The 21,414-nt window shown below is 43.9% G+C and carries 26 protein-coding genes; all 26 read left to right on the top strand.

The window, feature by feature from the left end; all coding sequences use genetic code 11:
• Entirely contained in the window at positions 1–1,626 is a 1,626-nt protein-coding gene (locus KP625_RS05565) for a sulfate adenylyltransferase subunit 1 (RefSeq protein ID WP_238299706.1), read from the top strand.
• A 13-nt stretch (positions 1,627–1,639) separates the two neighbouring features.
• Complete coding sequence (locus tag KP625_RS05560; RefSeq protein ID WP_238299705.1) at positions 1,640–2,860, top strand: O-acetylhomoserine aminocarboxypropyltransferase/cysteine synthase family protein; 1,221 nt, start codon at positions 1,640–1,642, stop codon at positions 2,858–2,860.
• Between the two features lie 39 nt (positions 2,861–2,899).
• A complete protein-coding gene (locus KP625_RS05555) occupies positions 2,900–3,760 on the top strand; it encodes a 4Fe-4S binding protein (protein ID WP_238299704.1) in 861 nt (286 codons plus the stop codon).
• A complete protein-coding gene (locus KP625_RS05550) occupies positions 3,753–3,998 on the top strand; it encodes a sulfurtransferase TusA family protein (protein WP_021984377.1) in 246 nt (81 codons plus the stop codon). The genes KP625_RS05555 and KP625_RS05550 overlap by 8 nt, the downstream gene beginning before the upstream one ends.
• 9 nt (positions 3,999–4,007) lie before the next feature.
• Positions 4,008–4,328, top strand: coding sequence for a thioredoxin family protein (locus KP625_RS05545; protein WP_117780302.1), 321 nt, complete (start codon positions 4,008–4,010; stop codon positions 4,326–4,328).
• A gap of 333 nt (positions 4,329–4,661) precedes the next feature.
• Positions 4,662–4,871, top strand: a complete 210-nt coding sequence (thiS, locus tag KP625_RS05540; protein ID WP_178017107.1) for a sulfur carrier protein ThiS — start codon at positions 4,662–4,664, stop codon at positions 4,869–4,871.
• Positions 4,871–5,677: a thiazole biosynthesis adenylyltransferase ThiF gene (gene thiF / locus KP625_RS05535; RefSeq protein WP_021984374.1), complete on the top strand. Its 807-nt coding sequence runs from the start codon at positions 4,871–4,873 to the stop codon at positions 5,675–5,677. The genes thiS and thiF overlap by 1 nt, the downstream gene beginning before the upstream one ends.
• An 8-nt stretch (positions 5,678–5,685) precedes the next feature.
• Positions 5,686–6,099: a M67 family metallopeptidase gene (locus KP625_RS05530; RefSeq protein ID WP_238299703.1), complete on the top strand. Its 414-nt coding sequence runs from the start codon at positions 5,686–5,688 to the stop codon at positions 6,097–6,099.
• Positions 6,100–6,642: 543 nt separating this feature from the next.
• Positions 6,643–7,803: a glutamyl-tRNA reductase gene (hemA, locus tag KP625_RS05525; protein ID WP_238299702.1), complete on the top strand. Its 1,161-nt coding sequence runs from the start codon at positions 6,643–6,645 to the stop codon at positions 7,801–7,803.
• Positions 7,769–9,244: a hydroxymethylbilane synthase gene (gene hemC, locus KP625_RS05520; RefSeq protein ID WP_238299701.1), complete on the top strand. Its 1,476-nt coding sequence runs from the start codon at positions 7,769–7,771 to the stop codon at positions 9,242–9,244. Before hemA ends, hemC begins: the two co-directional genes overlap by 35 nt.
• Before the next feature lie 189 nt (positions 9,245–9,433).
• A complete protein-coding gene (locus KP625_RS05515) occupies positions 9,434–9,865 on the top strand; it encodes a flavodoxin (protein ID WP_177987372.1) in 432 nt (143 codons plus the stop codon).
• 13 nt (positions 9,866–9,878) lie between these two features.
• A complete protein-coding gene (locus KP625_RS05510) occupies positions 9,879–10,436 on the top strand; it encodes a DUF3793 family protein (RefSeq protein ID WP_238299700.1) in 558 nt (185 codons plus the stop codon).
• Positions 10,437–10,544: 108 nt separating this feature from the next.
• A complete protein-coding gene (gene eno, locus KP625_RS05505; RefSeq protein WP_238299699.1) occupies positions 10,545–11,843 on the top strand; it encodes a phosphopyruvate hydratase in 1,299 nt (432 codons plus the stop codon).
• Between the two features lie 223 nt (positions 11,844–12,066).
• Positions 12,067–12,792, top strand: a complete 726-nt coding sequence (locus KP625_RS05500; RefSeq protein WP_238299698.1) for a hypothetical protein — start codon at positions 12,067–12,069, stop codon at positions 12,790–12,792.
• Positions 12,782–13,438, top strand: coding sequence for a hypothetical protein (locus KP625_RS05495; protein ID WP_238299697.1), 657 nt, complete (start codon positions 12,782–12,784; stop codon positions 13,436–13,438). Before KP625_RS05500 ends, KP625_RS05495 begins: the two co-directional genes overlap by 11 nt.
• Positions 13,439–13,590: 152 nt before the next feature.
• Entirely contained in the window at positions 13,591–13,893 is a 303-nt protein-coding gene (locus tag KP625_RS05490) for a hypothetical protein (protein ID WP_238299696.1), read from the top strand.
• Positions 13,894–13,917: 24 nt separating this feature from the next.
• On the top strand, positions 13,918–14,655 hold the full coding sequence (locus tag KP625_RS13655; RefSeq protein WP_370641424.1) for an SMI1/KNR4 family protein: 738 nt from the start codon (positions 13,918–13,920) through the stop codon (positions 14,653–14,655).
• 2 nt (positions 14,656–14,657) lie between these two features.
• Positions 14,658–15,122, top strand: coding sequence for a GNAT family N-acetyltransferase (locus tag KP625_RS05480; protein ID WP_238299695.1), 465 nt, complete (start codon positions 14,658–14,660; stop codon positions 15,120–15,122).
• Positions 15,123–15,267: 145 nt separating this feature from the next.
• On the top strand, positions 15,268–15,981 hold the full coding sequence (locus tag KP625_RS05475) for a helix-turn-helix transcriptional regulator (RefSeq protein ID WP_238299694.1): 714 nt from the start codon (positions 15,268–15,270) through the stop codon (positions 15,979–15,981).
• An 85-nt stretch (positions 15,982–16,066) separates the two neighbouring features.
• Positions 16,067–16,882, top strand: coding sequence for an MBL fold metallo-hydrolase (locus tag KP625_RS05470; protein ID WP_238299693.1), 816 nt, complete (start codon positions 16,067–16,069; stop codon positions 16,880–16,882).
• Between the two features lie 271 nt (positions 16,883–17,153).
• Positions 17,154–18,068 carry a Fic family protein gene (locus KP625_RS05465; protein WP_238299692.1) on the top strand — a complete coding sequence of 305 codons (915 nt, stop codon included), beginning with the start codon at positions 17,154–17,156 and terminating at the stop codon, positions 18,066–18,068.
• Positions 18,069–18,117: 49 nt separating this feature from the next.
• Entirely contained in the window at positions 18,118–18,447 is a 330-nt protein-coding gene (locus KP625_RS05460; RefSeq protein ID WP_238299691.1) for a hypothetical protein, read from the top strand.
• A 166-nt stretch (positions 18,448–18,613) separates the two neighbouring features.
• Positions 18,614–18,805 carry a hypothetical protein gene (locus tag KP625_RS05455; RefSeq protein WP_238299690.1) on the top strand — a complete coding sequence of 64 codons (192 nt, stop codon included), beginning with the start codon at positions 18,614–18,616 and terminating at the stop codon, positions 18,803–18,805.
• Between the two features lie 27 nt (positions 18,806–18,832).
• Positions 18,833–19,168, top strand: coding sequence for a hypothetical protein (locus KP625_RS05450; protein WP_238299689.1), 336 nt, complete (start codon positions 18,833–18,835; stop codon positions 19,166–19,168).
• On the top strand, positions 19,152–19,400 hold the full coding sequence (locus KP625_RS05445) for a hypothetical protein (protein WP_238299688.1): 249 nt from the start codon (positions 19,152–19,154) through the stop codon (positions 19,398–19,400). Before KP625_RS05450 ends, KP625_RS05445 begins: the two co-directional genes overlap by 17 nt.
• 242 nt (positions 19,401–19,642) lie before the next feature.
• Positions 19,643–21,160, top strand: coding sequence for a uroporphyrinogen-III C-methyltransferase (gene cobA, locus KP625_RS05440; protein ID WP_238299687.1), 1,518 nt, complete (start codon positions 19,643–19,645; stop codon positions 21,158–21,160).
• The last annotated feature ends 254 nt before the right edge of the window (positions 21,161–21,414 follow it).

The raw sequence follows: 21,414 nt of genomic DNA, 5'->3' as shown, positions 1-21,414 counted from the left end.
ATGAGCGGATTATTAAAATTTATCACTTGCGGTAGTGTGGACGATGGAAAATCCACATTGATCGGACATATCTTATATGATTCCAAGCTGCTTTACGCAGATCAGGAAAAGGCACTTGAATTAGACAGTAAGGTTGGAAGCCGCGGCGGTGCAATCGATTATTCCCTTCTGTTAGATGGACTGATGGCAGAGCGTGAGCAGGGTATCACAATTGACGTTGCTTACCGGTATTTCACAACAGACAAGCGAAGCTTTATCGTGGCAGATACACCGGGACATGAGGAGTATACAAGAAACATGGCAGTCGGAGCATCCTTTGCAGACCTTGCAGTAATCTTAGTGGATGCAAAGCAGGGCGTGCTCGTCCAGACAAGGCGGCATGCACGAATCTGTGCATTGATGGGTATCCGGTACTTCGTATTTGCAGTCAATAAGATGGATCTTGTCGGTTATGATGAGGCACGTTTCCGTGAGATCGAGAAGCAGATTGCGGAGCTTACAAAAGAGCTGTCACTTCCCAATGTAACGATTATTCCGGTTTCCGCAACCGAGGGCGACAATGTTACAACAAAGTCAGAAAATATTCCATGGTACACAGGTAAGGCATTGCTTCCGTATCTCGAAGATATCGATATTGCAGAGGACGACAGCGAGCAGGGCTTTTATATGCTGGTACAGCGTGTGTGCCGTCCGGATCATACGTTCCGTGGATTCCAGGGACAAATCGAGTATGGAAGCATTCATGTGGGCGATGAGATCACAACACTTCCAAGCAACGAGACAGCGAAGGTAAAGAGCATTTATATCGGTGACAAGGACAGCGAATTTGCAGCGAAAGGCCAGCCGGTTACCATCCAGCTTGACCGTGAGGTGGACGTATCAAGGGGATGTGTTCTGTCAGTTGCATCCGGCGCGAAGGTTGCTTCTTCGATCACAGCAACGCTGCTGTGGATGGATGATGAGGAACTGCAAAACGGCAAGAACTTCTTCTTCAAGCTTGGCACGAAGATGATCCTTGGAGCCGTGACCGATATCGAATATGCAATCGATGTCAACACCGGCGAGAAAAAGAAGGTTAGTAGCTTAAGCAAAAATGAGATTGCGGTCTGCAAGATCTCTCTGGCAGATAAGATCGTGGTCGATGAATTTAAGAATCATAAGACACTGGGCGAGTTCATCCTGATCGACCGTGTTACAAATATGACTTCTGCCTGCGGTGTCGTAGAGCAGGTACATACCGAGGAAACCGGACTGTACGAGGGCAGAGTTGACAGAAATACAAGAGCCGCATTAAAGAGTCAGAAGGCAGTTACTGTGAAGTTCGTAGAAGGAAAGACAATTAACCGTGCGTATGTCGAGGAAGTGGAGAAATCACTGAGCATCGAAGGACGTCATACATACTTGTACGCACCGGCCGATGGCGAGGCGATTGAAACCGTTGTGAAGCATCTGCACCGTGCAGGACTTGTCGTATTGCTGCTTGTAAACGAGAAGCAGGACAAGGCACTTACCGGAACCTATGATCTCGTATTTACAGGCGATGCAAATGAGGAAGAGGTAAGCAGGAAGATAAGATCTGCATCCGCATATGCGGGTACGATCGTTGCAGGAAGAGATTATATTTAGGAGGCGCCACATCATGAAGTTTAATACAAAACTTTTACATGGAAATAAAATGGGCGATGCCAATACCGGCGCAACACTCACACCTGTGCATCAGTCAAGTGCCTTTTACCAGCCATCTGCGGAACAGCACGAGAAGCTGTTTCACAATAAGGCAACCGGATTTTCGTATACACGAATCAATAACCCGACGATACTTGCCTTTGAGGAACGTATGACGACACTTGAAGGCGGAATTGCATCGGTTGCCTGTGCATCCGGTATGGCAGCCATCACGAATGCACTATTGAATATTGTGACATGCGGACAGGAGATTGTCGCATCGACCAGTCTGTATGGAGGTTCGATTGATGTGTTCCATGATTTCGAAGCATTTGGAATCAAGACGGTGTTCGTAGATATCAGCGATGTGAATGCGGTAGAGGCAGCTATCAATGAGAATACGCGTGTGATATTCGCAGAGACGATCGGCAATCCGAAACTCGATGTTGTGGATATCGAGGCACTTGCCGAGCTGGCACATCGGCATGATCTGCCGCTTGTGATGGATAACACCGTGGCAACGGCATATCTGGTAAAGCCGATTGAGAAGGGTGCAGACATTGTTGTTAATTCCACATCGAAATATATCAATGGTAATAGCAACGCGATCAGCGGTGTGATCACAGAGAGCGGACGGTTCAAATGGAACAAAGAGAAATACCCGGGGGTTGCAGAATATGCGCGATTTGGTAAAATGGCTTATACAGCAAAGCTTCGGAATGGGTTGTTCCGTAATACGGGAGCCTGCATGGCACCGCAGACGGCATTTTACAACCTGATTGGAATGGAGACGCTGGGACTTAGGATGGAGCGTGCCTGCAGTAATGCAAAGGTGCTTGCAGAGTTTTTGAATACATACCCGGATATCACGGTGAACTATCCGGGGTTAGCGTGTAGTCCTTGGCGCGAGGTGGCAGATAAGGTGCTTGCAAATGGATATGGTGCAATCTTAACGATCCGTGTAGGATCAAAGGAACGTGCATTTTCAGTTATCAACAACCTGAGTATTCCAAAGATCGTATCGAATATCGGAGATACGAAGACGTTGATCATTCATCCGGAGTCAACGCTGAATGCACATAGTACAGAGAAAGAAAAAGAAGATGCAGGCGTCTTTGACGATCTGATCCGAATCAGTGTGGGCATAGAGGATATCGAGGATCTGATCGAAGATTTCAAAGCGGCACTCGCTTAGACGTTAGGGCATGCATTACCAACAGGAGGATGAAAAGAGATGGCAGTTGATTATGCAGCATTAAAAAAAGGTGGATTTATGAGACAGAAGCAGAAGAACAACTTCTCGCTTCGTTTACAGGTAGTCGGAGGAAATCTGACGGCGGAGAATCTGAAGAAGATCGCTGAGGTAGCAGAAAAATATGGGGATGGACATGTCCATCTGACGTCGAGACAGAGTGTGGAGATTCCATTTGTCAAGCTTGATGATGTGGAGGAAGTAAAGGCAGAGCTTGCCAAGGGTGGCTGTAAGCCGGGTGTGTGTGGACCACGTGTCCGTACCGTAACTGCGTGCCAGGGAAATCAGATCTGTCCAAGCGGAAATATTGATACTTACGATATCGCGAAGAAATTAGACGCACGGTATTATGCGAGAGAATTGCCGCACAAGTTCAAGTTCGGTGTGACCGGATGTCAGAACAACTGCTTGAAGGCAGAGGAAAATGATGTCGGAATCAAGGGCGCATGTGTTGTTTCTTACGATGAGCCGAGCTGTATCGTGTGTGGTGTCTGTGTGAAGGCGTGCCGCGAGAATGCGATCACGATCGAGGATGGCAAGCTGACACTCGATACAAGCAAATGTAATTACTGTGGCAGATGTGCCAAGGCATGCCCGACAGATGCATGGAAGGGTGAGAGCGGATATCTTGTATCCTTCGGTGGTTTGTTCGGAAATCAGATCTGCAAGGGAGAATCCTTCCTTCCGGTTATCACATCGGAGGAACAGTTATTCCGTGTGACAGATGCAGCCATTCAGTTTTTTGATGATTACGCAAATCCAAGTGAACGTTTTCGTTTTACACTGGAGCGTGTTGGAATCGATAAATTTAAGGAAGTTATAAAGGAGGCTTATAATGGGTGATTTTGAGATTGATGAGAGAGTTGATATCACAGATGTTGTCTGCCCGATGACATTTGTAAAGGCAAAGGTAGCAATGGAAGAGCTGGAGATCGGTCAGGTGCTTGCAGTTACCATGAACGATGGTGAGCCGGTGCAGAATGTACCACGAAGCTTCAAGGAAGAAGGACAGCAGATCTTAAAGCTGATTGACAACGAGAACGGCACATACGATCTGATCGTGAAGAAGGTCGAAGAGTAGGAGGCAGCGATGGCAAAACGAGTAGGAACCGCAGAGTTTGAAGCGGAAGTGCTGAAAGAGAAGCTTCCGGTGATCGTAGAGTTTTATTCTGACAGCTGCATCCCATGTAAGCAGTTATCGCCGATTCTTGGCGGAATCGAGGATGATTACGAGGATCAGGTCAAGGTTGTCAAGGTCAATGTGAATTTCGACGCAGACCTTGCGGGGGAATATCAGGTAATGGCATCCCCGACGATTCTCTTCTTCAAGGATGGCAGGGAAGTTGACCGTATCCGCGGACTGGTAAAGCGCCCGGAGCTGGAAGGCAAGGTCAAGAGTATACTGGAATAAGGTAGAACAGTTAATTACAAACAATTATGAAACTGGACTTAACTGAATAGAGTTGCACATAATTACTAATTCTAAAGCAGACCATTGAAGCACGCTGGCACTTAACGAACGGCAAACTTGTTTGACGTGGGTTTAGTACCACTGCGTGTGGAAGTGAGTGAGAGGAGAGCGCATATGAACCGTAGGTTCATATTTAGGATGCGCTCGACGATTTACCGCCGAACGAAAGTGAGGGGGTGTTACCCGTACGGGTCTGCGTAGAATAGTAATTATATACAACTCATAGATAGGGTAAAAACTTCATAATTGTTTGGAACAAAGGAGGATAAATAAATGACAGTTGTAGTGGCAGGCGTTAAGAAGGAAGTAGAAGCAGGAACAACCATCGCAAAGCTCATCGTAGATGAGAAGGTGGAGAATCCGGATTATGTAACAGTTACCGTCAATGATGACTTCGTTGACAGCGACGTATTTGACAAGACAGAACTGAAGGACGGGGATACGGTAGAGTTCCTGTACTTCATGGGAGGAGGCGCATTTTAATGGCATTTACGAATGAACAGATGGAGCGTTACAGCCGTCATATCATTCTGCAGGAAGTCGGTGTAAAAGGACAGAAGAAGCTGATGAACGGCAAGGTTTTAATTATCGGTGCCGGAGGTCTCGGCGCACCTGCAGCAATGTATCTGGCAGCAGCCGGCGTTGGTACAATCGGTATTGTCGATGCCGATGAGGTTGACCTTTCAAATCTGCAGAGACAGATCATTCATGGAACTGCCGATGTAGGCAAGGCAAAGGTAAAATCCGCAAAAGAGACAATGAATGCGATGAACCCGGACGTCACAGTCAATACATACCGTGAATTTGTAACCTCAGAGAATATCATGGATCTGATTAAGGATTACGATTTCATCATTGATGGAACCGATAACTTCCCGGCGAAGTTCCTGATCAATGATGCCTGTGTTATGGCGAAGAAGCCATTTTCCCATGCAGGTATCATCCGCTTCAAGGGTCAGCTTATGACATATGTACCGGGAGAAGGTCCTTGCTATCGTTGTGTATTCAAGAATCCACCACCAAAGGATGCAGTTCCAACCTGTAAGCAGGCTGGCGTTATCGGTGCGATGGGCGGTGTCATCGGAAGCTTGCAGGCGATGGAAGCAATCAAGTACCTGATCGGCGTCGGTGATCTGCTCACAGGCAAGCTTCTGACTTTTGATGCATTGAAGATGGAATTCCATACGATCAAGCTTCCGGATAACCATAAGACATGTGCAATCTGTGGTGACCATCCGACGATTCACAAGCTGATTGATTATGAACAGGTCGAGTGTGACGGAAAGTAGGTAGAGCCATGTTAGTGATGACAAAAGCAGATTATGAGAAGATATTAGAGCATTGCAAGAAGGGGCTGCCAAATGAATCCTGTGGATTGATCGGCGGTGTCGTTGAAGATGGAATGAGGTACATCAAGAAGGTGTATCTGCTTACGAATATTGATGCAAGCAACGAGCATTTCTCGATGGACCCGAAGGAGCAGCTTGCCGCAGTCAAAGATATGCGGGCAAATGGATACCAGCTGCTCGGCAACTTCCATTCTCATCCGGAATCCCCATCCCGCCCGTCTGAGGAGGACAAGCGTCTGGCATATGATTCCAAGGTGAATTATCTGATCCTTTCTTTGATGGATTTTGAGAACCCGGTATTGAACGCATTCCATATTGACGAGGAAAAAAATGTGACCAAGGAAGAACTTGTAATCGAATAAGATTATTTGAGCGGCAGGAAGGGGATTCCTGCCGCTTCTGCGTGGTAAGCTGACAGGATGTGGGCGTAGCGAGCGGGAAACGGGCTGAAAAACCCACGAGTTGGGTTCGGGAGACAGAAAAGCAAGCAGAAAAACCAGAACCGGAAAATAAATCGTAGAAGTGGAGCAGGATGTGGGCGTAGCGAACGGGAAACAGGCTGAAAAACCCACGAGTTGGGTTTCGGAGACAGAAAAGCAAGCAGAAAAACCAGAACCGGAAAATAAATCGTAGAGGTGGAGCAGGATGTGGGTGTAGAGAGCAAGAAATAAGTGGAAAAACCCACGACTTGGGTTTCGGAGACAGAAAAGTAAGCAGAAAACCCAGAACCGGAAACAAGAGCAATTTCTAAGGTTGAATGAAACAAGAATGTCAATTATAATATGCAGTATGTGTATGTTAATGAAAATATATAAACAAAAAGATATATTAATAATATAACAGAGATCAATATGCGGATTACATCAGGTAATCAGAAAAATAACAGATAACAGGAAGAAGCACCTATGATATGCATCAGTATCACACATAAGAATTTAACAGCGGCGAAGCGGGAGTGCTTTGCCTGTAATGATGAGGAACAGATAAAACTGGCAGACACCGTGGCGAAGGCATATCCGGAAGCCGGGTTGGTTTTACTTATGACATGTAATCGAAGCGAGATCTATATGAGTGGCACAGACACGGATTTTGTATGGCTGGAACAGCAGTTTGCGGATACAAAGAAATTCCCGGTTGAGGCGTTGAAAGGTGCCGCTATGCGGTATGAAGGACGAAGCTGCCTGACACATCTATGCCGCGTAGTCTGTGGACTGGATTCTGCCGTGCTTGGAGAGGTTGAAATCATCCGGCAGGTCAAGCATGCGTATCTTGCAGCGAAAACGCGCGGGCAGACCGATGCAGAGATGAATATGGTATTCCAAGGGGCACTGCGGCTTGCCAAGGAAGTGGCTGAGACTTCGCAGATGACACATCTTCCGGTATCGGTTGGAACACTTGCATGTACAGCGGCATTGGAGTTTGGTGCAGGAAAAAATATCCTCATCATCGGAGCTGCCGGGCAGATGGGAAGCATCGTGATGCGGGATCTGCTTGATGCGGATGCACAGGTGCAGATCGTCGGTACGAGCCGGAAGCATAAGCAGGCATTGCAGAAAATCCTCTCGCATGAGCGGGTGCAATGGGTGCATTACGACCAGCGGTATGAATATCTAAACTGGGCGGATGTGATAATCAGTGTGACGGACAGTCCGCACTATACATTTCTTGCAGATAAGCTTGCGGAAATACGGAAGGAAACGAAACCACAGTTGTTCTTAGACCTTGCGATTCCACGGGATATTGATGCAGAGATAGGAAGACTTTCCGGCTGTGTCGTGAAAGATCTCGACTATATCAAGTCGCTTGCTTCGGAGAATAACCAGAAGAAGCTTTCTGAGGCAAAGAAGATTGAATTGCTGATTGAAGAACATGTGGATGAGATGCAGAAGCTGCTTGCATTTCGTACATTTGTCGGGACGAGGAAGGACATCACGGAGAAGCTTGGTGAGAAATCTGCGATGTGGCTTTTGTACCGGTTGAAAGATGTTTTGGATGCACAGGACTTAAATCATGTATTAAAGGGGATAGAAGATGGCGTATTTTCCATTCATGATACAACTCGATGATAAGAAATGTCTGATTGTAGGCGGCGGTGTAGTCGCAGCACGGAAGGCGGAACAGATGTGCGAATTTGGTGCGCGTGTGACCGTGGTAGCACCGGAGACCTGTGCCAAACTGCTGGCTGTGGCAGGCGAGGAGCGCACTGATAAAACGATAGATACAGCAGATAATCCAGAAGATAACAGTCAGAAGAAACCAAACCGAATTCAGGTGAGGAGGCGGGAAGTCACAGAGTCGGACATTTCCGGTATGGACGTTGTAATCATGGCAACAGATGATGAGGAGCTTAATTCACATTATGCGGAGCTTTGCAGAAGCAAGCATATACTTGTAAATGTGGTCGATGTGAAGAAAGATTGTGATTTTTATTTCCCGGCAATTATCAAGCAGGGCGAGGTTGTTGTTTCGGTGTCTACCGGAGGCAGCAGTCCGATGCTTGCATCGAAGATCAAGAAGGATATCCGGCAGACGCTTCGGACAGACTATGGTCAGATCGCGGAAGAACTTGGTGCTATCCGTGAGGAAATTCTGGCAGAGGAGCCGGATGAACGGGCAAGAAAACGAAGATTTGCATCAATTGTGGAGGCAAAAATGCAGGAACAGAGAATCCGGATCGGAACGCGGGGGAGTAAACTTGCGCAGATTCAGACAGATATGGTGATTGAACAATTAAAGAAGCATTACCCGGATGTGCGGTTTGAGAAAGTGATCGTGACGACGAAGGGTGACAAGCAGAAGGAGGCGGCAATCAGTTCCTTTGGAGGCAAGGCGGTGTTTGTAGAAGAAATCGAAGAAGCCCTGCTGGACGGTATGATCGATCTGGCGGTACACAGCGCGAAGGATATGCCGAATCCATGCAAGAAGGGGCTTGGCATCGCAGGGGTTCTGCCACGCGCCTGTGTGCAGGATGTGCTGATCTATCGTGTGGATACGGATATCCGGTCGAAGGATACATTTACCGTGGGAACCGGAAGCTTGCGCAGACGCTGTCAGATCAAGGAGTTATACCCACAGGCAGAGTGCATGGAACTTCGGGGAAATGTCACGACGCGTATACAGAAATTGCGGGATGGCTTGTACGATGCAATCATCCTTGCGGCAGCGGGAATCGAGCGGCTAGGCATCGAGAAGGAGCCGGATCTTGTCTATGAATATCTCGATGTGGATGCGATGCTTCCGGCAGCCGGACAGGGCATTATCGCGATCGAGGCGTGCGAGGGAACACTTCCGTATCGTATGGCGCACATGATCAGTGACGCGGAGACAGCTGGTTGTCTGCGTGCCGAGCGTGCGGTTGTCCGTGAGATGGAAGCGGGCTGCCATGAGCCAATCGGTGTATATGCGACATGGAAAAATGAGAAGAAGCTTTGCGTACGCGTGATGAATGCCAGAAGCGGAAGCATCGAGCGTGAGACGTATGAACGTGAAATGAAAGACACACGGTAAGCGGTTAAAAACTTTATAAATTATGTATAAAAACTCTTGACAAAACAGTTAGGATATACTAACTTATACACAGGGTTAGGAAAAACTAACTCTGGTGTAAATCATTGTGGCTCCTTTGAAATGTTACAAAATGGAAGGCTGGCTACCTGCCATGTTTCGAAGGGGCAATAAAAATTTTGGAGGTGTTTTATGGATAAGGTTTATATTGTTTTTTGGACACAGGGTGGAAATACAGGTGCGATGGCATCTGCAATTGGTGATGGCGTAACGGCAGCCGGGAAAGAGCCTGTGTTCCTTTCTCCTTCTGAGGCAGACATCAACGAATTGAAGGATCTTCCGGGATTCGCAATGGGATGTCCGGCAATGGGAGCAGAGGTATTGGAAGAGACAGAGATGGAACCTTTTGTTGCAGAAGTGGAAAGCATCGCAGCCGGAAAGCAGATCGCGTTGTTCGGTTCTTATGGCTGGGGCGATGGCGAGTGGATGCGTGACTGGGTTGACCGTATGACAGCAGCCGGCGCAAGCGTGATCGACGGAGAAGGTCTGATCGCACATGAGGCACCGGATGAGGAAGCGGTTGCGGCATGCAACGAACTCGGAAAGAAACTTGCAGCAATTTAAGGATCTGATATATATGGGATTTGAAGAAAGCCTAATCCGGAATGCGGCTCCGACCTTAGCAGGGATTAAAACAGCAAATTTATATAATTTCCGATTTAAGAATCTACGGGAATGCATAGAATCGATTCATAGGATGAACAAGCGTCTCAATCAAAAGGGAATCTATATAAGATTGATGAAAAATGTAAAGGATTTCTACTTGCTTTATGTGTATCGCAAATCGAAACTGGAAGAACGAATCGTGGATCCGGAAGTGCACACATTTCTGCAAAACTATGGTTATAAAGATTCTGGAAATCTTGCTTCTTACATAGAGAAATTGAAGGAGCGAATCAATACGGAACCCTGTTTCCCACATGAAATCGGTGTATTTCTCGGATATCCGATTGAAGATGTAAGAGATTTCATCGAGAAGAAAGGGGAAGGCTGTGCCTATTGCGGGGAATGGAAGGTGTATCATGATGTTCCTGCGGCCATATCATTTTTCTGCAAGCTGAAAAAGTGCAGGGATGTGTATACACGGGTATACGAAGATGGCAGGAACATATACGATATGACGGTCCGTGCATAAATTTAAGAATATGCATCCGCCCATTATTATAGGGAAATGAGTGAATCTATATGGCGTATGCGGGGATGTATTTGTTGAACGAAAACAAGTAAGAAAGGAAGTAGTAACATGTATTTAGAGATTGAAAAAGTGTATGGAAGAGAAATCCTTGACTCCAGAGGAAATCCAACGGTTGAGGCAGAGGTTACTCTGATCGATGGAACAGTTGGACGTGGAACCGCACCATCGGGTGCATCAACCGGAGAATTCGAGGCGTTGGAGCTTCGTGACGGTGACAAGTCAAGATATCTTGGCAAGGGAACCACAAAGGCAGTGGATAATATCAATACAAAGATTGCAGATGTGCTTGTAGGTATGGATGCTTCCGATATTTATGCAGTTGATGCAGCGATGCTTACACTCGATGGCACAAAGGATAAGTCTAATCTTGGTGCAAATGCAATTCTTGCCGTATCGATCGCAACAGCAAGAGCCGCATCTATCGCACTTGACATTCCGCTTTATAAGTTCCTTGGCGGTATTCAGGGTACAACACTTCCGGTTCCAATGATGAATATCCTGAATGGTGGTGCACATGCAGATTCTGCTGTTGATACACAGGAATTCATGATCATGCCGGTTGGCGCTCCTTCCTTTAAGGAAGCTCTTCGCTGGTGTGCCGAAGTGTTCCATGCATTGAGAGGTCTCATCAAAGATATGGGCGATGTGACAGCCGTTGGCGATGAGGGTGGATTTGCACCGAATAAGCTTACGTCTGATGAGGAAGCAATCGAGAAGATTCTTGATGCAATCCGTGTGGCCGGTTATGAGCCGGGAAAGGATTTCATGATCGCTATGGATGCGGCATCGTCTGAGTGGAAGTCTGAGAAGGGAATCGGATATTACAAGCAGCCAAAGTCCGGCAAAGAATATACATCCGATGAGCTGATCGCACATTGGGAGTCATTGGTTGACAAGTACCCAATCATTTCTATCGAGGATGGTCTCGATGAAGAGGACTGGGAAGGATGGAAGAAGATGACAGCCCAGATCGGACACAAGGTTCAGCTTGTCGGAGATGACCTGTTCGTAACAAACATAGAGAGACTTTCCAAGGGAATTGCCATGGGCGCAGCGAACTCTATCCTGATCAAGCTGAATCAGATCGGATCAGTTTCCGAGACATTGGAAGCAATCAAGATGGCTCACAAGGCAGGCTATACAGCTATTTCATCCCACCGTTCCGGCGAGACGGCTGATACAACGATTGCAGACCTTGCAGTTGCATTGAATACCTGCCAGATCAAGACAGGTGCGCCGTCAAGATCTGAGCGTGTTGCAAAGTACAACCAGCTGCTTCGTATCGAGGAAGAACTTGGCGCAGCAGCAAGCTATCCGGGTATGAAGGCATTTAACGTAAAGAAATAATAATGAAATATAATAAATGAGAGACAAGGCGGGCAATGAAGCAGATTCATTGCCCGTTTTTTCGTGATAAGTCGTCGTGCAGAAATTGCGCCTGTGTAAGTTTTTATGATGGACAATATTCAACGAGCCGGTTGGCGAGAAGTCACTATAAAGGTCTTGGCATGCGGGAAATTGTTTATTATAATTAGAGTATAATCGTGTCAAGGAAGAGAGGTGCGGATCTATGAAAATAAAATTCGACAATATAACTGCAAAAACTGCGAAATATTGTGCACTTATATTTACAGTGTTTTTGCTTATCGGTCTGGTTTTTTCATTTCTCGAAATCCCCGGTACAGAGGTGTTTTATATCATGACAGTTTATACAGGCGTGCTTGTAGGACTTCCGTGTTATGTTGTGGTTCTCGCTGCAAAGCTGTATTTTTCCCGTCTGCGGGCCTACGGCTACGAAATCCCGGATAATAAAAAAATATATGGGAATAATCTGAACAATCTTCCGAAGACGCGCGAGGCAGGAAGCTCGCTTTTTGCAAAGCACAGCCGGATTGGGATGTGGATGTATTTCGCATGCTTTGTCCTGTTTCTGGTGGTGGATGTGATGTATCTGATCAAATGGCATTTTATGAAGGATATCTGTACATTTCTGTTCACTGTGTGTCTGGTTCTGGATAGCGTCTGGCTTATTCTTGCGATAATTATGTGGCGGCAGAGAAATACAGAGAAGTACCGGGATGATGTGGAATGTGACAAAACGCGCAAAGAGCGCCTGAATCTTGAGAATATTATTGTATTTGCAATCTTCTGGGCGATTGTCTGTGCGCTCGTGAGTAATCTGGCGGTGTCAACAACGAAATATATGTATAAAACGCAGATGGAGGATGCACAAGTGGCAGCGTCTGAATTAAAAATGGCGGATAATACGGTGGAATTAGGAAGTTATGAATCATAAAGAAAAACTATATCGAGAAATTAAAAAGTTCACAAAATGGGCGGATCAATGTCAACCAACATGGTCGGAGGAACGCGATAATGGAGAATGGGAGCTTGGGTATCCGCATTTTGAAGAATTGTGTGGTGCAGCGGAGGACGTTGTAAATGAATATCCATGCAGTGAAGCCGACGAGACACTGATCCATGCATTGCTGTTTGTAATAGCCAGAGATAATGAGTGTGAGGAGCTTGTAGAAGAGAAACTGGTGTTGCGCAGGGACTGGTTTGAATTGCTTGCGAGAAAGAGTATTGGATCAAAATACGTGAATGCAGAGTGGCAATTTGCGAAGCATCTTGGAGATTGCGCGGGTTGTGATCCAGAACTTATTTTTCTATTTATCAAATCGGAGTATGAATATACTTCCAGAATGGCACTTCAGACGATGGCAGAATTAAAGCCGGAATGCGCGGAACGCTATGCACTTGAATTTTGGAATCATGGGAAATATCCGGCAGGTTCTTCGGAAGATGAATATCAAAAAATCATGGCGTTGCATGTATTGGCGAAGCTCAACTCACTGAGATTAGAAGCGTATCTGGAGCGGGCGAAGCAATCGGATTATAAGTGGTTGCGGAAAAATGCAGAGGAGCTATCGGCAAAATAAAATTGAAAATCAAGGTCAATATCATTGAGATATATTGCCGATAGGATGCTGGATTATTTCCGGTTTTCGTATCAGGACAAGAATATTATTATTGATTTACCTTCCAAACGTACATTGAAATTGGGAGATAAGCGGTAACCTGGGAGGAATGTATGAGCAGTTTGTATGTACATTATCCAATAGCAATGTGGATAATTGACGGAGTTTTCTGGGCGATTGGTTTGTTGTGCTGGATCGCTACTTATATTGGGGCACCGCTTGAAAGCAAGAAGCGGGGATATCATGTTTCCGGAGTGCCGGGAGTTCCTTTCGTATTCTTCTTGCTGGCAGGTTTTTTCTCACCGAATAAATGGTTGATGCTTATTGCACTGCTTGATTTTAGTCTTACATACTTGCCGGTCTTTTTGTTGAAAGAACATTTGAAAAAAAGAAAAAGCAAGGATGTTAAAAGGTGAAGCTGGTATTTTAGAAATGCACTGGTGCGGGCAAATTATACAGATCTGAAAAATGGAGTGCATGAAACAACAGAATATTTGGAATTGTTCCTTAAAAATTTGTTACTGGATGAAAAAAATGAGCTGCATAACAGAACGATGCATGTGAGTGGTAAATTTAATAATTCGCAAAAAGCAGACATTGAAGAAGAAAATATCGTTTCCTGTAATGTATGGGAAGCGAATGCTATGATGAATGAAGGAGGATACAAAGTGAGAAAAGTACCAGAAAACAATAGTTACAAAAAGGAAATTGAAGAAATTGTAAAGTTATGTGAGAAAGCGATACCTGAATATGGTGAAAAAGCATCGTTTTTTAATGCAGGTGCATCAGAAGAAGAAATGAAACAATGGGAAGAAAATAATCAAATAAGGATACCTGAGTCTTATAAAGAGTGGTTAAGGTTTTCCGCTGATTGCCAAATAAGACAGAATTTGGCCGGTTTTTATTTTCCGCGATTCTCGGAAATTGTTCCGTCAGATTTGGTTATTATCGGATGGTTGATTGGGGATGGAGAATTACTTTGTTTTTCAAAAGAAAATGGAAATTTTATACGATGGTTTGAAGGAGAAGTAAATGATGAGTTTGAAAATTTCGGAGATATGTTGAAAGAAATAATTCGAATGCTTAAAGAAAAAAGTGAGATTTCAAAAGAAGCGGCGGATTTATTTATGAAATTTATGAAAAATGCTGAGGAAAGAGAAAAGCATTCGGAGGAATGACAATGACATTTGAAAAAGCAACTGCTCAAGATACAGGTATGTTGACAGAACTTAGAATCGCATATTTGCAAGAGGATTTAGGAGAAATTGGGGATGCGGATTTAAAATTGATAGAGTCATTATTGCCAGGTTATTATGAAAAACACCTTAATAAGGATCTAATGGTCTATGTTGCACGCAATGAGAAGGATATCGTTTCCTGTGCATTCTTGTTGATCGTGGAAAAACCTATGAGCCCATCATTTATTACTGGGAAGACAGGGAATGTTTTGAATGTTTATACGAAGCCAGAGTATAGGAAAAAAGGATATGCTAAGAAATTAATGAACATGATGTTGGAGGACGCAAAAGCAGAAAACGTGAGCAATATTGAATTAAAGGCAACAGAGGATGGATATTCCTTATACAGATCTGTTGGGTTTGAAGATGTTGTAGCCAAGTATCAAAATATGAGAATTTCGTTGTAGGATTTGGCAGGAATCTGGTAAGGTTACAGCTTCTGGCATGATACCAGGGTTTTGTCCCAGTATCGAGACAAAAATTGCAGAGCTTTAATTAGCGTACCGCAATAGAGAGTTTGGACAGATGGGCAGGGAGTATGAGGACGAAAAAATGAGTAGTCTTATTTTTCAAAGTTCATATATTGTTATTATACCATCATATTATAAGACGGACATTCATAAACATCCATTTCTGCATTTGTTTGCAGGGAAAAAGAGCTGCAGAATTACAGTGGGTAAAGAAAATATATGGGGAAATATTATTCTGCTTGATTCAAGAGTCAGGCATGCAGTTGAAGTAGGAAACAATTGCGCTTTTTTTCTGCTGATTGATCCCACAAGCATTATTGCGGAACAGATTCGCGAGCAATATATAAAAGGTGGTTCCTACTGCAATGTTTCGGATGAAATTGCAGAGATATCAGAAGATATTCACAATTTGCCGGAAAATGAAATTATACGTATTGTTGAAAATATGTTTCTTGCCATGGGTATTTCAACAGGAAAAAACAACGTAAGAGATGAAAGGATTGAACTGATAATCAGCAAAGTTATTTCTGGGGAATGGTTAAGTTACAGTGTTAAGCAGATTGCGGAGAAAGTTTTCCTTTCTGAAAGCAGGTTGACGCATTTATTCAAGGAAGAAGCGGGAATTTCGCTAAAAAGTTATATTCTGATGCGCAGAATGGAATATGCATACAGATTGATAAGCACGGGTAGTAAAATTACCTGGGCAGCGCAGGAAAGCGGTTTCTCAAGTTCGGCACATCTTGCATACACTTGTAAGAAATTAACGGGTGTTTCTATTACGGATGTATTAAAATAAACAGAAAAACAGCAGATTTTTGAAAGCAAAAAGTTTTCCCTTCGGTTATAGTGGCTAATATAATTATAAGGAGGAGAAAATTGCTATGAAGTTTATGTATTTTTTTGATGATAAAATAAAGCGCCATATTATGAGGGGGAAAAAATATTGCAATCCGGCAGAAACAGGAAATTATGAATGCGGAATAAGTTGTATCAGGCAAGGGGATGTAAATCTTTGGTTTTATACCAAAAATGGCGTGACAATAGCTGTTGATTCAGGACATTTGAATTATCGTGGTGTTGAAAATTCTTTTCAACAAATAGGTATTAATCCAGAAGAAATTAAACATGTTTTTATTACTCATGCCGATGTGGATCATTGTGGTGGAATTGACACAAGCGGAACAAATATATACCCAAATGCACAAGTGTACCTGGGGAAAGCGGAAAGCGCATACTTGAATGGAAGCATCCATCGTATGACAAAATTAGGGGTGAAGATTAAAAATTGTGTCAGAATTAAAGAAGGATATTACGCTATAGATAAAAATGAAAAGTTTGATATCGGAGGCATTAAGGTACAATCTATTCCTACACCTGGACATACTCTGGGGCATACCTGTTATATTGTTGATGATAAGATTTTGTTTACCGGAGATTGTCTTGCAATAAATGAAAAAGGTGGATATAGTTTTTTTGATTTTTTCACCCAATATCCAGATATGAACAAAAAGTCTCTGGTGAAATTGAAGGCATTGATTGATAATATCCAACACATTCAATTAGAATATGTCTGTACAGGGCATAGTGGTATCAGAAAATATTCTGACGTTATATTTGCACACATTGATGAATCAGCGCAATTTAGTAAAAGAAAGCCATTTGATGATAAAGCACCTTATGATGCTTTCGACCGGTAATCATGAAAAGATTGGAGACCATTATGAAAAACATATGCTAGCTGGGATGGGGCATTCCCATGGGACTGTTGTTCTCCGTAATGTTTGCATCCCTGCAAAAGGGTATGCTGTCAGGTATTGCCGGAGGTTTGCTTTTTTGAAAGAAAAGTGCGGAATGTAAAGGAAACTTACGGGGTGATCTTTACCTTTTTATTCTGATGCCGACTAAAATCTTTACTTTTAAGGTAAAATAATGATATAATAAGTAAAGATATAAAAGGAGGTTGCGGAAGTGATTTCATATGCCGGACTTGAAAAAATTCTAAAAGAAAAAGGAATTGGAAAAACAGAACTCAGTACAGAAGCGGGTTTATCCACGCGTACCGTTGCCAAAATTGCAAAAGGTGAGAAATTATCCACGCGCAGCCTAAACAGGATTGCCGGGTATTTAAATGTTGCGCCCGAGCTTCTTTGCCGCCAGGAATCCGACAACAAAATTCTTCAGTTATTAAGGGATGAAAAAGAAATACAGCTTTCCGGAGGCCTGTATCATGAACTTCAAGTTAGAATGACCTACAATTCCAATCATATGGAAGGCAGTAAACTTTCGGAGGACCAGACCAGACTTATTTTTGAAACGAACACGATTAACATGGGAGACGGTATCCCCGTGGATGATATTCTGGAAACGGTTCATCATTTCAGAGCGATTGATTATTGCATTGATATTGCAGAGAAGAAACTGACAGAAGAAATCATAAAAAAACTGCATTTCATGCTTAAGCATGATACAAAGGACGCAGCACTTCCCTGGTTTGCAGTAGGAGATTATAAAAAACGTGCGAATGTAGTTGGGGGAAGAGAAACCTCAAAACCTTCAGAAGTTGCCAGAGATATGCGGGCACTTCTGGAAAGATATAATGCCAAGGATAATGTTACGATAGACGATATTATTGAATTTCACGCAGAATTTGAATACATTCATCCTTTTCAAGATGGGAATGGAAGAGTCGGGAGGCTGATAGCCCTAAAGGAATGCCTCAAAAATAACGTCATTCCTTTTATTATTGAGGATAGCAAAAAAAGTTTTTATTACAGAGGACTTTCCGAGTGGAGAAGGGAAAATGGCTGGCTTGTGGATACGTGTCTGGATGGGCAGGACACTTTTGTGAAATTACTTGATATGCTGGAAATTCCGCATGAATGAAATGGGTGCGGGACAAATCGGGATTTCATGAAATGTTAAGAGGAAGCTAATGAGAATGATGGTAGAAAAAAAGAAATCAATAGCATTAATTATTATTTTACTTACAATTGTTGTTATTTTTATTTGTGGTCGATATTATTTTGCACACAATAAAAGTTATAAAAATGAGGCAATTGAAAAAGGAGATTATATATATCTTAATGGAGTAAGATATTCTCAAACATCGAAACTGGAAAATTATAAAATATCAAATGCGGTAATTTGTACATCTGACAGTGGGAGAAAATTATATGAGATAGAAGAATATCCTGATTATGAATATATCGCGGGATATTATGCATGGGACGGCGTAATATATAAAAAAGATGAAACAGACTGATAACTTCTATTTGTCGGGATGATGTGTTTTATGGAGAAGAAAAATGGATTTTAATACTCTCGAGAAAGAAATAGAACAACTGAACAGGATAGATATACGCGCGAATTATACTAGCCGTGACAGATATTATAGATTGTATAATTCTATATATGAGGACTTACTTGAAATGGAAAAAGATAGCCTAATCTTCGTAGAATCAGGAAGCAAGGGGCTTGGCTATCTTCGAGAGTTGCTCACAAATGATGGTCCGGAGTTTAGCTATACAGTTGTTTTCTGGGAAAAGAATAGAAGTTTAAGAAAGTATAAGATCGGCGTATGCATACGGGGATTACCAATCTGTAAGCCAGTGGAGGATTGAATTTAACGGCACGGAAAGGAAGTCGGCATGAGAAAAGTACCGGAAAACAATAGTTTAAAAAAGGAAATTAGGAAACTATTAGAATTATGTAAAAAAGATGAAAAAGATAATGGAGAGAAAAGAAATTATTTCAATGCCCCTATTACTGAAGGAATGTGGACGGCGGTGATGAATGTGAGTGAACGGATTTTTATGAATGAGATATTTGCATCGTATATCCCAAGCTTTACATACCGGCTTGTGAATGTACATCAGTATACGAACGAGCAACTGTTGATTCATGAAGATGAAGGTATCCATAGGCGAAGCGACGGATTGTTTGATAAAGATGATCGGAGGCAGTCAGATGGGAAATTGGTTTGAGAATATGGAGCCTATGGACATACAGGAAGAGCGAGCGAAGACGAAAGCAGCGGAAGAAAAGCTTGGAGAAGCGGAGAAAAAACTGCAGGAAGCTCAGATAGAAAGTATGAAATCCGTCGTTCAACTGGTCAAAGAATTAGCGGGTGACAAAACACTGGCTGCGCAGAAATTGATGGACAACTGCCACATGACGAAGGAAGAAGCGGAAGCATTTGTAGAAAAAAATTGGTAAAACATATGAAAGGGTAGGGCTCGGAAGTAGATACTTTCGGGCTTTTTACGTTGGAGATGGATAAAAGTCCTCCTGTCATATTAAAATATGTAGAGCAAATGTCAAATATGTGATAAAATTTTGCATGACAGAGGGACACGAGATATACATATCAAACTTATGTGGAAGAAACAAAACAGTAAAGAACAGTAAAAAATATAAACAACAGTAAAAAATATAAACAACAGTAAAGGACAGTAAAAGTGGTATATTTAATCGGAGCAGGTCCCGGCAATCCGGGATTAATTACATACAAAGGCTTGCAGATCTTAAAATCGTGTGATGCGGTGATCTACGACCGGCTTGGAACAGGAGAACTTCTCGATCTTGTGCGACCGGCTTGTGCGAAAATCTATGTCGGCAAGCAGGCAGGTGCGCATTATAAGAAGCAGGAGGAAATCAACCGGATTTTGGTAGAGACCGCAGGAAAATACGAGAATGTTGTCCGCTTAAAGGGCGGCGATTCGTTTGTGTTCGGACGTGGCGGCGAGGAAATCCTTACATTGCAGGAAGCGGATATTCCGTTTCAGGTGATTCCGGGTGTGACTTCTGCAATTGCGGTGCCGGAGGTGCTTGGAATTCCTGTGACACATCGGGAAATGAGCCGGAGCTTTCATGTGATTACCGGACATACGAAGAAGGGCGAGGCAGATGCACTTGCGAACATCCATAAACAGGAGGGAACCAGTGTGTTCCTGATGGGACTTTCGAATTTGGAACCGATTATGCAGAGGCTGCGCGAAGAGGGGGAATCGGAGGAGACACCGGTTAGTGTGATTTCAAATGGTATGCTGCCCGGAGAGACAATCGTGCGCGGTACGGTAGGGACGATCGGCAAACTTGTTTCGAAGAACGAGCTTGTTTCACCGGCAATCATAGTCGTCGGGCAGACAGCTGCCTGCACGATGAAGGACAAGAAGCGCAGTGCAATTGATGGCTGCAAGATTGGTGTTGTTGGCACGGCGGTATTCCGGGAGAAGCTGCGCGGACTGCTGGAAGAAAAAGGCGCATCATTATTTTCAATTTGTGATATGCATGTCAGAACGTGTCCGGATATGGAAAAGTTAGATGTGGCAATTCGGAATTTGTCAGATTACCGGTGGATCGTATTCACAAGCCAGAACGGAATCCGGTTATTCTTTGACCGGGTGCGCGCGTGTGAGGTCGATCTTCGGAAGTTTGCAGATATCCGATTCGCCGTGGTTGGAAGTGGCTGTGCGCAGGCGCTGGAGCAGTATGGATTTTATGCGGATTATATACCGGAGCAATATACGACAGAAAGTCTTGCAAATGGGCTTTGTACCGTTGTAGAATCAGAAGAAAAGGTTTTGATTACGCGTGCGAAGGAAGGAAGTCCGGTCTTAGAACAGATTTTATCTGCGAACCGGATTGACGCGGAGATTCTATCCATCTACGATGTGCGTGGCGCACGGACAGAAAACTGGAAATACTTAAATAATTACGATGGAATTTTATTTGCAAGCGCTTCCGGGGTGCATGCATTTGCAGAATGCCTTGCCGAGACCGGACAACCAGACTGGAACCCGGCACAAGGAAAGAAGCGCATTGTACTTGGCACAATCGGACAGGTGACAGCAGACGCCCTTATAAAATGTGGTCTGCCAGCCGATGTCGTCCCGGAACAGTGCGACGCAAAAGGCTTAGTAAGGGCATTGGATATTGCCTTTGACATGAAAAAGACAGATAATAATAAAGAGTAAAAATGTAGATGGAGGTGGACATACTTACCAATTCTTAAGCAGACCGTTGAAGCACGCTGGCACTTAATGAGCGACGGATTCATCGTCGCGAATTTAGTACCATTGCGTGCTGAACCGAGCGCGGAGGGCGCATATGAATCGAAGATTCATATTTAGGATGCGCCCGACAACCTGCCACAGAGTGAAACGATGTGGCGATACCCGAGAGCGCGTCTGCGTAGAAATGGTAAGTATGTTCAACTCCTGTAGAGAGG

The sequence above is a fragment of the Eubacterium sp. MSJ-33 genome (assembly GCF_022174665.1).
In the GTDB taxonomy this organism is placed as follows: Bacteria; Bacillota; Clostridia; order Lachnospirales; family Lachnospiraceae; genus Coprococcus_C.
This window is presented reverse-complemented; position numbering and strand designations above follow the sequence as displayed.

Coding starts and splice junctions, on each gene's coding strand:
- KP625_RS05565 (WP_238299706.1), top strand. CDS start 1: ATGAGCGGATTATTAAAATTTATCACTTGCGGTAGTGTGGACGATGGA.
- KP625_RS05560 (WP_238299705.1), top strand. CDS start 1,640: ATGAAGTTTAATACAAAACTTTTACATGGAAATAAAATGGGCGATGCC.
- KP625_RS05555 (WP_238299704.1), top strand. CDS start 2,900: ATGGCAGTTGATTATGCAGCATTAAAAAAAGGTGGATTTATGAGACAG.
- KP625_RS05550 (WP_021984377.1), top strand. CDS start 3,753: ATGGGTGATTTTGAGATTGATGAGAGAGTTGATATCACAGATGTTGTC.
- KP625_RS05545 (WP_117780302.1), top strand. CDS start 4,008: ATGGCAAAACGAGTAGGAACCGCAGAGTTTGAAGCGGAAGTGCTGAAA.
- thiS (WP_178017107.1), top strand. CDS start 4,662: ATGACAGTTGTAGTGGCAGGCGTTAAGAAGGAAGTAGAAGCAGGAACA.
- thiF (WP_021984374.1), top strand. CDS start 4,871: ATGGCATTTACGAATGAACAGATGGAGCGTTACAGCCGTCATATCATT.
- KP625_RS05530 (WP_238299703.1), top strand. CDS start 5,686: ATGTTAGTGATGACAAAAGCAGATTATGAGAAGATATTAGAGCATTGC.
- hemA (WP_238299702.1), top strand. CDS start 6,643: ATGATATGCATCAGTATCACACATAAGAATTTAACAGCGGCGAAGCGG.
- hemC (WP_238299701.1), top strand. CDS start 7,769: ATGGCGTATTTTCCATTCATGATACAACTCGATGATAAGAAATGTCTG.
- KP625_RS05515 (WP_177987372.1), top strand. CDS start 9,434: ATGGATAAGGTTTATATTGTTTTTTGGACACAGGGTGGAAATACAGGT.
- KP625_RS05510 (WP_238299700.1), top strand. CDS start 9,879: ATGGGATTTGAAGAAAGCCTAATCCGGAATGCGGCTCCGACCTTAGCA.
- eno (WP_238299699.1), top strand. CDS start 10,545: ATGTATTTAGAGATTGAAAAAGTGTATGGAAGAGAAATCCTTGACTCC.
- KP625_RS05500 (WP_238299698.1), top strand. CDS start 12,067: ATGAAAATAAAATTCGACAATATAACTGCAAAAACTGCGAAATATTGT.
- KP625_RS05495 (WP_238299697.1), top strand. CDS start 12,782: ATGAATCATAAAGAAAAACTATATCGAGAAATTAAAAAGTTCACAAAA.
- KP625_RS05490 (WP_238299696.1), top strand. CDS start 13,591: ATGAGCAGTTTGTATGTACATTATCCAATAGCAATGTGGATAATTGAC.
- KP625_RS05480 (WP_238299695.1), top strand. CDS start 14,658: ATGACATTTGAAAAAGCAACTGCTCAAGATACAGGTATGTTGACAGAA.
- KP625_RS05475 (WP_238299694.1), top strand. CDS start 15,268: ATGAGTAGTCTTATTTTTCAAAGTTCATATATTGTTATTATACCATCA.
- KP625_RS05470 (WP_238299693.1), top strand. CDS start 16,067: ATGAAGTTTATGTATTTTTTTGATGATAAAATAAAGCGCCATATTATG.
- KP625_RS05460 (WP_238299691.1), top strand. CDS start 18,118: ATGAGAATGATGGTAGAAAAAAAGAAATCAATAGCATTAATTATTATT.
- KP625_RS05455 (WP_238299690.1), top strand. CDS start 18,614: ATGGAAAAAGATAGCCTAATCTTCGTAGAATCAGGAAGCAAGGGGCTT.
- KP625_RS05450 (WP_238299689.1), top strand. CDS start 18,833: ATGAGAAAAGTACCGGAAAACAATAGTTTAAAAAAGGAAATTAGGAAA.
- KP625_RS05445 (WP_238299688.1), top strand. CDS start 19,152: ATGGGAAATTGGTTTGAGAATATGGAGCCTATGGACATACAGGAAGAG.